3 protein-coding genes are annotated in these 2,567 nt (G+C 58.7%); 2 read left to right on the top strand and 1 reads right to left on the bottom strand.

Annotation, left to right across the window (positions count from 1 at the left end; all coding sequences use genetic code 11):
- On the bottom strand, positions 1 to 898 hold an 898-nt coding region (locus tag FN369_RS00850), incomplete at its 3' end, for a DHH family phosphoesterase (RefSeq protein ID WP_142524331.1).
- 456 nt (positions 899 to 1,354) lie between these two features.
- Between FN369_RS00850 and FN369_RS00845 the strand changes: the two genes are divergently transcribed.
- Positions 1,355 to 1,708 carry a hypothetical protein gene (locus tag FN369_RS00845; RefSeq protein ID WP_142524330.1) on the top strand — a complete coding sequence of 118 codons (354 nt, stop codon included), beginning with the start codon at positions 1,355 to 1,357 and terminating at the stop codon, positions 1,706 to 1,708.
- A 211-nt stretch (positions 1,709 to 1,919) separates the two neighbouring features.
- Positions 1,920 to 2,552, top strand: a complete 633-nt coding sequence (locus FN369_RS00840) for a hypothetical protein (protein WP_142524329.1) — start codon at positions 1,920 to 1,922, stop codon at positions 2,550 to 2,552.
- Positions 2,553 to 2,567: the final 15 nt, after the last annotated feature.

Below are 2,567 nucleotides of genomic sequence, written 5' to 3'. Positions count from 1 at the left end.
GAGCGCCCGCGGCGCAGCGGTGTCCCCCTCCTCCGAATTGAGCGGCGACGGGACGCACGTCGATCGAGGGAATCGATCGGAGGCTGATCCGAGTGAGCCGCGGTCCAACTTCCTCGACCATAAAGGCCACCTGTACCGTCTCGACAAGCTGTAGGTAGTTCAGGAAGGTCTCGACCTCGACCGAGGTCGTCCCCGTTTTTGCATAGAGGTCGGCGGTGAGGCGATAGAAGGCGATTCGATTGTCCGCGGCAAAGCGGGTTCGGTTGAGGATCTCCCGCAAAAGCGCAAAGCGGTTGAGAGAAAAGTTGCGGAATGTACGCCAGGAAAGCATCTCCGGATCGGCTCCGGCGCGAATCAACTCTGCGGCGAGCTCCAAGGTTTCCGGCCGGAGAGGACGAAAGCAAAAGGAGTTGGTGTCGGTGAGAATCCCCACGTACAAAGCGGCCGCCGCTTCCGCGGGGAGAGGGAGACCGAGTTCTCGAGAGACTCGAGCGAGGATCTCTGCCGTAGCAAGGGCTTGCGGATCAATCAGATTGATAGTTGCGTACCCCGGGTTGTCCGGATGGTGGTCGATGTTGCCGTCCACGGAAATTCCCCACCGCTGGAAGTTTTCTCCGAGGCGTTCGCGCGTAGAGCAGTCGACCGCGATCACGTTGAGGCGGCCGGGCGGAGGCCCGAGTGGCGTTTTTTCGACGGGAATCGAGCGTGCTAGATATGCGTAGGAATCGTGTAAGCCGTCCTCGTTGAAGACGCACACCTCCTTCCCCATGGCTTTCAAAATCAGAGCTAATCCGATCGAGCTCCCGAACGCGTCGCCGTCGGGGCGGATGTGGGAAAGGATGACGAAAGTTCCGTTCCGTTCGAAGAGCTCTTTGAGATCGCGGAGCGAATCGGGCATTGGCTTTCTGTTGCATGGGGAATGCCGTGGGCGCAAGCTTCTCTTGTTTTCCGATTGTTTTGGGAAAGCGGCCGGGAAAGCTTTATGGGGGCATTTGGACGGAGAATTCGCCGATCGGTCCTTCGGGCTTTGGACCTGCTGGTCTTCGTTGCTTTTTGCGCGAGCATGGTCCTGTTGGTCCGAAGTCACCTCGGGCAAAAGCGGAAAATCGTGGTTGAGGGGCGGAAGGGGCCGCTCTGGGAGCTTGTGTCACCCGCCGAAGCGCGCCCGTAGCCTAGGTGCTTTTCGCCCATCGGATACGAAATATCTGCGGCGTGGCGCAGAGCGGGAACCAAGATGAGCGATCGAGCGCCGGCTTTCGGCGCGGAAGCGGTTGGCATCGATAAATCTTGTGACGGGGAAGATCGGTTTGTAGGATGCCTTGCGCCGGGAAAATCAACCGGGAAAGGAGGCGTCATGCGAATTGGAAAAAGCATCTTGTGCGGGGCGCTGCTGCTTTGCGCTGGGATAGTGGGGCTTCGTGCGGAGGAGAAGCAAGAGGTCACCGTAAAAGGGGAGCTCGTCGACCTCTACTGTTACATCGATCATGGTGCGGCGGGAGACAAGCATTCGAGTTGCGCCAGGAAGTGCATCAACCTGGGGTTGCCCGTAGGACTGAAGGGCGACGACGGAAAGCTCTACATGCTCTTCGGGGAGCACAAGCCGCTGAAGTCCTCTGCAATTCCCAAGACCCAGACGGTAACGGTCAAGGGGAAATTGGCGAGCGCGGAAGGCTATAATCTGATCGAAGATGCTGAGTTTCAGCCATAACGAGCCTTCTGGATTCAAGGGGATTTCCTTCGAGCGCTTTTTGACTTCGCGTCCCGTGCCGGATTGTAGGCTAGGAGGGCGAGGCGGGCCGTTCTTGCGGAAGTAGGACGACCGAAGCCGGCGCGGGACCTCTGATAGGGGTTCCGTTTTTGACGGTGCCATTTTCCCGGGATTTTTCTGCCTTTCCACCAGGAGCGACTGAGCGCCGGTTGTGAACGAATTCCAAGATTTTTTGGACACCCTCAAGCAGCCGGAATACGTCCACGTCCTTCTCCATCCTATTCCAATCTATGGTCTTGCGACGGCATTAGCCGCCTATCTCGCTGGCTTAGCCTTCAAGAGCCGGGCGACGCAGGTCATCGCCCTGGCGCTCATCATTCTCACCTCGGCCTCTGGTTGGCTCGTGCAAGAATATGGAAAGGAGGGAGAGGATCGGGTGGAGACGATGATCACGCAAAAGCAAAAGGCCTGGTTGGACGTTCACGAGGAGCGGGGAGAAAGGACGGTATGGATGCTCTACGGAACGGCGGCGATCGCGGCGGTGACCTTGGTCTCATCCGCTCTCTTTCCTAAGGGGTTAAGCTTTTTCTCCTCCGCGACCGTTCTCGCGAGCCTCGCCTCTCTTTTGTTAGGGATCTGGACGAGTCACGCCGGAGGACAGATCCGGCACAAGGAGTTTTATCAGGGACCTCCTCCGCAGGCGGAAAAGAGATCCCGAGCCCAAAAAAGCTTGCCGCAGCCTCCCGAGACGGCTTCCCCCGCGCACGAGAGCTCCCCGCTGCCTGTGGAGCCGGAGGTACCGCAGCAGGAAGCTCCTCCCTCCGAAGGCAAATTGCCGCAATGAGCGAGCGAGCTAATG

Origin of the sequence: Methylacidimicrobium cyclopophantes, from assembly GCF_902143385.2 — a bacterium.
GTDB classification, from domain to species: domain Bacteria; phylum Verrucomicrobiota; class Verrucomicrobiia; order Methylacidiphilales; family Methylacidiphilaceae; genus Methylacidimicrobium; species Methylacidimicrobium cyclopophantes.
The sequence above is the reverse complement of the archived record's forward strand: the minus strand, read 5'-3'. Positions and strand labels throughout refer to the sequence as shown.

Excerpts from the sequence above, each read along its gene's own strand:
- FN369_RS00845 (WP_142524330.1), top strand. The coding sequence starts at position 1,355 with ATGCGAATTGGAAAAAGCATCTTGTGCGGGGCGCTGCTGCTTTGCGCT.